This is a genomic window from Algibacter sp., from assembly GCF_039977455.1.
In the GTDB taxonomy this organism is placed as follows: Bacteria; Bacteroidota; Bacteroidia; order Flavobacteriales; family Flavobacteriaceae; genus Algibacter_B.
Genome location: NZ_JBDWDG010000005.1, coordinates 40,496 through 47,450, shown reverse-complemented (window position 1 = coordinate 47,450; position 6,955 = coordinate 40,496). Strand labels below are relative to the sequence as shown.

The 6,955-nt window shown below is 31.4% G+C and carries 6 protein-coding genes, 1 other RNA gene and 1 pseudogene; 3 read left to right on the top strand and 5 right to left on the bottom strand.

What is annotated here, in order from left to right; all coding sequences use genetic code 11:
• Positions 1–216, bottom strand: a pseudogene (locus tag ABJM36_RS00845) (hypothetical protein); the annotation flags it as partial.
• A 164-nt stretch (positions 217–380) separates the two neighbouring features.
• On the opposite strand from ABJM36_RS00845, the gene xerD reads away from it, so the two are divergent.
• Both xerD and ABJM36_RS00835 read left to right on the top strand, forming a co-directional pair.
• Positions 381–1,277, top strand: coding sequence for a site-specific tyrosine recombinase XerD (xerD, locus tag ABJM36_RS00840; protein WP_348448193.1), 897 nt, complete (start codon positions 381–383; stop codon positions 1,275–1,277).
• Positions 1,278–1,400: 123 nt separating this feature from the next.
• Complete coding sequence (locus tag ABJM36_RS00835) at positions 1,401–2,573, top strand: PAS domain-containing protein (protein ID WP_348448191.1); 1,173 nt, start codon at positions 1,401–1,403, stop codon at positions 2,571–2,573.
• 39 nt (positions 2,574–2,612) lie between these two features.
• Here the strand turns inward: ABJM36_RS00835 and rny are convergent, their stop codons facing one another.
• The 4 genes from rny to ABJM36_RS00815 all read right to left on the bottom strand — a co-directional run bounded on the left by rny (position 2,613) and on the right by ABJM36_RS00815 (position 5,079).
• The gene (gene rny, locus ABJM36_RS00830; RefSeq protein ID WP_348448189.1) at positions 2,613–4,187 is read right to left on the bottom strand and encodes a ribonuclease Y; all 1,575 of its coding nucleotides are present in this window, start codon (positions 4,185–4,187) and stop codon (positions 2,613–2,615) included.
• 102 nt (positions 4,188–4,289) lie between these two features.
• Positions 4,290–4,419: non-coding RNA, 6S RNA (gene ssrS / locus ABJM36_RS00825), on the bottom strand.
• 66 nt (positions 4,420–4,485) lie between these two features.
• Positions 4,486–4,773, bottom strand: a complete 288-nt coding sequence (locus tag ABJM36_RS00820) for a cell division protein ZapA (RefSeq protein ID WP_348448187.1) — start codon at positions 4,771–4,773, stop codon at positions 4,486–4,488.
• Between the two features lie 15 nt (positions 4,774–4,788).
• Complete coding sequence (locus ABJM36_RS00815; RefSeq protein ID WP_348448185.1) at positions 4,789–5,079, bottom strand: hypothetical protein; 291 nt, start codon at positions 5,077–5,079, stop codon at positions 4,789–4,791.
• 177 nt (positions 5,080–5,256) lie between these two features.
• Between ABJM36_RS00815 and ABJM36_RS00810 the strand changes: the two genes are divergently transcribed.
• Positions 5,257–6,945 carry a peptidoglycan DD-metalloendopeptidase family protein gene (locus ABJM36_RS00810; RefSeq protein ID WP_348448183.1) on the top strand — a complete coding sequence of 563 codons (1,689 nt, stop codon included), beginning with the start codon at positions 5,257–5,259 and terminating at the stop codon, positions 6,943–6,945.
• Positions 6,946–6,955: the final 10 nt, after the last annotated feature.

Below are 6,955 nucleotides of genomic sequence, written 5' to 3'. Positions count from 1 at the left end.
CAAGAATGAGGTATTAAAACCTAAAACCGGTCCTAAACTAAAGTCTTCAGATAGTTCAAATAAATAACCTAAATCTATTGCAATAGCAAATGTAGTAAAGTCTGCTAAATCTCCAGTAGGTATTCCACCAGAAATACTAGCGTTAAATTGTCCTTGGGCATTCATACTGTTAATTGCAAATACAGCAACAACAACAAATAAGAATAGTTTTTTCATAATTGTTAGTTTTAAATAATTGGTTAATAGCACTTTAAAGTAAACATTATTATTTACAACAGCAAATCAATAAGCTTCAGTACACATTCAAAACACATAAAACATCAATATTTATATTGTAATATTTTCAAGGTATAAAAATGTTTACCTTATTTTTACATCAAATGAAATGGAAAAACGCACTTAAAGATTTTCAACTCTATTTAAAAATAGAACGAGGTTTATCTAAAAACTCGATTGATAACTATAGTCTCGATATAAGCAAGTTAATGGCGCATTTAGAACAACATGATATAAATATTTCCCCAATTGCAATTACTACTGAAACCATACAACAGTTTATTTATGAAACGGCTAAGACTGTAAATGCCCGATCGCAATCGCGACTTATTTCTGGTTTACGAAGTTTTTTTAGCTATTTAATTTTTGAAGATTATAGAAAAGACAACCCTTTAGAGCTTATTGAATCTCCTAAAATAGGCAGAAAACTTCCAGATACCTTGTCAGAAGCCGAAATAGACACTATTATTAAAGCTATTGATTTAAGTAAACCAGAGGGCGAACGCAATAGAGCCATGTTAGAAACCTTATACGGTTGTGGTTTAAGAGTAAGTGAGTTAATAAACTTAAAAATATCAGATTTATACTTTGATGAAGGTTTTATTAAAGTTACAGGTAAAGGCGATAAAGAACGATTTGTACCTATAATTGATATTACTAAAAAATATATCAATATATATAGGAACAGCATCCGTGTTCATTTAAATATTAAACCTGGACATGAGGATACTTTGTTTTTAAACAGACGCGGAAAACAGTTAACTCGAGCTATGATTTTTACAATAATTAAGCAATTAGCGGTAAAAATCGGTCTAGAAAAAAGTATTTCACCTCATACATTTAGACATTCATTTGCCACTCACCTATTACAAAATAATGCCGATTTGCGTTCTATTCAACTTATGCTTGGGCACGAAAGCATTACTACTACTGAAATTTATGTGCATTTAGACAAAAGCCACTTAAGCAAGGTTATTGAAAAATACCATCCTAGAAAATAAAAAAATAAAAGAAAATGGGGCTCTACTGAACCTATTCCTTTCATTTTAAGCTAAATAATTGTAAATTTATAGAACATAATGCCCCTAAATCTTATTAAATTAACGCATTAAAAACTTTTATAAATGCCAATATTTAACAAAGTAAAAGGGTTATTAAAGTTTGAAAAAACTAACTATGCTTCTAAAAATATTGACCTAGAAAATAAAAAATGGGAGTTAGCAGTAAATATTTCTAATATTGGTGTTTGGGAATTTGACGCTGAACAGAATAAAGTATATTTTTCTGAATCTTCAAAAAGAATTATTGGTTTTGAAAATGACTCCACATTTGGAAGTAATGTAAACGATTGGAATGACCGAGTACACCCTGAAGACAGAAAAAAATATTACAAAGATTACCAAGATCATGTTCAAGGCATAAAACCGCTATATATTAATGAGCACCGCATAAAATGTAAAGATGGCTCTTACAAATGGATTCTAGACAAAGGCAAAGTAATAAAATGGGATGATGAAGGCAAGCCTTTACGTTTTCTAGGAACGCATATTGATATTACTAACCTTATTGAAAATGAAATTAAAATATCAAATACACTAAGCCTTGTTAGTAAACAAAATAATAGACTCAAAAACTTTGCCCATATCGTTACTCATAATTTAAAGCAACATGCCAGTAACTTTGAAAGTTTATTAAAATTTCATGACGAATCTAAGTCTGAAAAAGAGAAAGAAGAATTATTACAGTACCTCAAAACCTTATCCTCTTCGTTAACTAAAACAATTAGCAATTTAAATGATATTGTATCCATACAAAACCATAAATCGTCAACCTTAAAAAAACTATATTTGGCAGAAGAAATGGATAAGATTTTAAACATGTTAAATCTTGTTATTACTGAAAATAAAGCTACAATAATTAACAATATAAACCCTAAATTATATATCTATTACAATTCTGTTTACCTGGAAAGCATTATTCAAAACTTACTTACTAATGCTATAAAATACAAACACCCAGAAAGAGACCCTATAGCTACAGTAAGCACCATTATTAATAAACAAAACCTTCAAGTAATAGTATCTGACAATGGTATTGGTATAGATTTAGAAAAATATGGTGATTCTATTTTTGGGTTATACAAAACATTTCATAACAATAAAGATTCAGAAGGCGTTGGTTTATATTTAATTAAAAACCAAATTGAGAGTTATGGAGGTAAAATATCGGTTGAGAGCACTGTAAATGTTGGCACTACTTTTACCGTAACTATACCAAATAAAAAAAGTCCAGTTTAAAACTGGACTTTTTTTATTTTAGGGTTATTAACCTCCTCTTTATTTAGCGATATTAACCGCTCTTGTTTCTCTAATAACCGTTACTTTAACTTGCCCTGGATAAGTCATATCAGTTTGTACTTTTTGCGAAATACTAAATGATAAATCTGCCGCTTTTTGGTCGTCTACTTTTTCACTTTCAACAATAACACGTAATTCTCTACCTGCCTGAATAGCGTATGCTTTTTTAACACCATTAAAGCCAAAAGCAATATCTTCTAAATCTTTTAATCGCTGAATATAACTATCTAAAACTTGACGTCTTGCTCCTGGTCTTGCACCCGAAATAGCATCACAAACCTGAACAATAGGCGCTAATAATGATTTCATTTCTATTTCGTCGTGGTGAGCACCAATAGCGTTACAAACATCTGGTTTTTCACCAAATTTCTCAGCCCATTGCATACCTAAAATAGCGTGTGGTGTTTCCATATCCGCTTCTGCATCTGGAACTTTTCCTATATCGTGCAATAAACCTGCTCTTTTAGCCATTTTAGGATTTAAACCTAATTCTGCTGCCATTACGCCACAAAGCTTAGCCACTTCACGCGAGTGTTGTAACAAGTTTTGTCCGTAAGACGATCGGTATTTCATTCGACCTACCATTTTAATTAACTCAGGGTTTAAATTATGTATTCCTAAGTCTATAACGGTACGCTTACCAACTTCAATAATTTCCTGCTCGATTTGTTTTTGTGTTTTCTTAACGATCTCTTCAATTCTAGCTGGATGAATTCTGCCGTCGGTAACCAATTTATGTAAAGATAAACGTGCTACTTCTCTTCGTACAGAATCAAAACAAGATAAAATGATTGCTTCGGGCGTATCATCGACAATAATTTCAACACCTGTTGCCGCTTCTATAGCTCTAATATTTCGGCCTTCACGACCAATAATACGACCTTTTACATCATCAGATTCAATATTAAAAACAGATACACAGTTATCAACTGCTTCTTCCGTTCCAATACGCTGTATGGTGTTTATTATAATTTTCTTAGCATCTTGTTCAGCTGTTAATTTAGCCTCTTCTGCTGCACTTTGAATGTATGCCATGGCATCATTCTTAGCTTCACCTTTTAAAGATTCAATAAGTTGTTCTTTAGCTTCTTCTGCAGAAAGGCTTGAGATTACCTCTAATTGCTGCACTTGACTTTTATGCAATCTGTCTACTTCTTCCTGCTTTTTGTCAAGCACGTCTAGTCTGTGATTGTAGTCTTTAATTTTGCTTTCAAGGCTTTCGTTATGCTTTTTACTTTTAGCCAATTCACTAGAGACCTGAGATTCTTTATCTCGTGTTCTTTTTTCTGATTCAGCAATTTTTTTATCGCGTCCTAAAATGACTTTTTCATGCTCAGATTTTAGCTCGATAAATTTTTCTTTAGCCTGAAGAATCTTGTCCTTTTTAAGGGTTTCTCCTTCACTATTCGCTTCTTTAAGTATTAAAGCTGCATTTTTTTTCGCTTCTTTTACAAGTTTAGAAGCATTATTTTTCTCTAGTGTTTTTGCTATTACAAAGCCAATTATTAGCCCTAATATAACACCACCTACTGCAAATATAATTGAGTTATCCATCGTTAATTTAGTTGATTATAATATAAAATTCCCTTCTGACTATTTAATCATTTTAGTCAAATTGGTATACAAAAAAGCCTACACCAGTATAAAGTTTTGTATAAACTCCTTAAAAACAAGTTTAGGGCTAACAAGCTGATCAAGGATCTGCTCGAGTAACCAAAATAAATTTGGCACTAGCAGCTTGCTTTTACAACTTAAACTCACCCTTTTTAAAGAATTAACGTTGAGTTTATCAAAAAAAATAACCAATGTAGGCAGTAACTTTTTAGTTTATTTTAAAGAACGTATTTAGAGACTATATATGCGATTGTAATAAATCGTTTAAAGCATTTAGTTTTTCTTCTACATGCTCGCTTACAGTTGCTGTATCTATAGATTTCTGCTCAACCTGAGACGCAAATTGTAAGGCGCACATGGCCAATACATCTTGTTTATCTCGAACAGAATAACTTTGCTCAAATTGCTTTATCATTACCTCAATGTTTTTAGCCGCTTTACGCAATCCTTCCTCTTGACTTGAATCAATTGTTAAAGGATATACGCGATTAGCTATAGACAGCTTTATTTTAAGCTTTTCTGACATTTAATGTAATTAACTTTAATCAGCGAGTTGAGCAATACAATGATCAATATCTCTAATTAATGCGTTTATTTTAAGCTTAGTTTCTCTTTTATTTTCGTCACTACCAAGTATTGTATTTGCCATTTTTAGAGCTTCGTACTTTTCTTCCCAACTAGCAATGTGCTTTTGTTGTGTTAAATTTTCTTGCCGTGAAATCTCTAATTCTTCATTTAATTTCAAATTAGCAAGTTTTAAAAGCTCAAGTTTGTGTAATACTTTACTAATCTTGTTTTCTAAAGAATCTACAATATCTTCAATATTACTCATTTACAAAATTCAATACTTACCTTACAAAGTTAACATTCTTAGCCATAAATTACAATTGTTTTGTCATAAAATTTCACTTTCATTATTTATGATGAGATCAAATAACACATGGCTTGATTATTGTATTATTTTTTGCTCTTTCATATCAAATTAATATTTTAGCCGTAATACATACTTATGCGATTTATACTGTCCCTCATTTTAGTTTTTTCATTATCCATTATTAATGCTCAAAACAATTATCCTCAAGATTATTTTAGTTCACCTCTAGATATACCATTAGTTTTGGCTGGAACTTTTGCCGAATTACGTTCCAATCATTTTCACTCTGGTGTCGATATTAAAACCCAACAACGCGTGGGTTTAAAAATAAAGGCCGTAGCCAATGGCTTTGTAAGCAGAATAAAACTATCACATTACGGTTACGGAAAAGCACTGTATATAACCCACCCTAACGGCTACACCTCGGTGTATGCGCATCTTCAAAAATTCTCACCTGAAATTGAGGCTTATGTAAAAAAGCAACAATACGAGCAAGAATCTTATGAAATTGAATTATTTCCTAAGGCGGAAGAATTACCGCTTTTAAAGGACAGTCTGGTTGCTTACAGTGGAAATACAGGAAGTTCTGGCGGACCGCATTTACATTTCGAAATTAGAGATAAGGAAGAACGCCCAATAAACCCCATGCTTTTTGGGATGGATATAAAAGACACAACCTACCCAACTATTAAATCACTTTACGCTTATCCTTTGGATGAACATGCGTTTATTAATAAATCCAATACGAAACAGAAATTACGATTAACACCTCTTAAAAACGGTGATTATACCACCGAAAATGTTGAAGCCATAGGAAATATTGGTTTTGCTCTTAATACTTTTGATAGGCAAGATTTGGCCCCAAACTCTAATGGCGTTTATAACATTCAAACATTTATAAATGGAAATCGAAATTTTGAAATAGATTTCGGACGCTTTTCTTTCGATGAAACCAAACATATTAACCAGTTTATAGATTACGAACATTTTACAACCAAAAAGCAACGGGTTCAAAAATTATTCAAAAAAAACAATCCGTTAAGCCTTTTTAAATCGGTGTTAAATGATGGCGTTATTAAAATAGAAGACAGCACCTATTCGGTATATAAAATTAGAGTAGCCGATTTTAAAAATAATGAATCCTGGATAACTGTACATATTAAAGGTACCAAACAAAGCGTTTCTAAACCAAAAGAAAAACATACAACACCTTTTTACATTAAAGCCAATCAATCCACTAATTTAAAAGCAGGAAACGTAACCGTCGATTTTTATAAAGACACCTTTTATGAGGATTTTTATATGGATTTTGAAGTAAAAAACGATACCCTGAAACTTCATAAGGATATTAAACCTACCAAAAAGAATTTCAATATTACTTATGATGTTAGCAGGTTTACAAACGAAGACAAAAACAAGCTATATATTGCCAGATTAATTGGCTATAAAAATTATCCTGCTTACACGTCTACAAAAAGAAAAGGTGATTTACTTACGGCAAGCACAAAAAAACTTGGCACTTTTGCATTAACCATGGACACTATAAAGCCTAAAGTTTCTGCAGTAAATTTTAAAGACAAACAATGGTTAAGTAAGTATCGTTATTTAAAAATAAAAATTATTGATGAAGGCTCTGGCATATCGAAATTTAGGGCTTCTATAAACGGAAAATGGATTTTAATGGAGTATGAATACAAAAAAAATACGCTTACTTATGATTTTAATGATAGCATAATTACAGATACTAAAAACAATTTAAAAGTAATTGTTACCGATAATGTTGGAAATAATTCTACTTTTGAAACGTTCTTTTACAGAAAATAAATTTTATACA